The sequence below is a fragment of the Thermus sp. FJN-A genome, from assembly GCF_054655095.1.
Genome location: NZ_BAAHSC010000111.1, coordinates 1 through 471, shown reverse-complemented (window position 1 = coordinate 471; position 471 = coordinate 1). Strand labels below are relative to the sequence as shown.

At 71.5% G+C, this 471-nt stretch carries 1 pseudogene; it reads left to right on the top strand.

Features of this window, described 5'->3' with window-relative positions:
• Positions 1-471: pseudogene (locus ACYQ0J_RS00570) on the top strand (hypothetical protein); the annotation flags it as partial.

Below are 471 nucleotides of genomic sequence, written 5' to 3'. Positions count from 1 at the left end.
ATCCGCCGGAGGGCCTGGCGCGCCCCGGCCACCCTCCGGGGCCGGACGGGGGTCTACGCCGCCGGGACCCTTTACGCCGTGCGCCTGCCCCACCGGGAGGCCCGCCCCCGTCTGGACCCGGAGGACTTCCGCCACCCGTGGCGGGACCTGGAGGAGGACGCCCGCCGGGGGCGCACCGCCTGGAGCCTGAGGCTGAGAGAGTCATATAAAAGTCCCCCTAAGGGAGACTCCGAGGTTCTCGGACTTTTGCTTGGGTTTTCGTTACTCCCTGGCGAAGCCGAAAACCCGTTAGCTATAGACTCTCTCACCGCCCTCCTCCGGGCCCGCCCCGCCGAGCGCCGGACCCTGGTGGAGGCCCTCGCCCTCTCCCTGGCCCGGGAGTTCCGGGATCCTGGGAGCGTGCGCTTCTACGCCTGGGTGCTGTGGGGTGCCCTCCGGGCCGAGCTCTACGGCCTGATGGAGGGGGCCCTG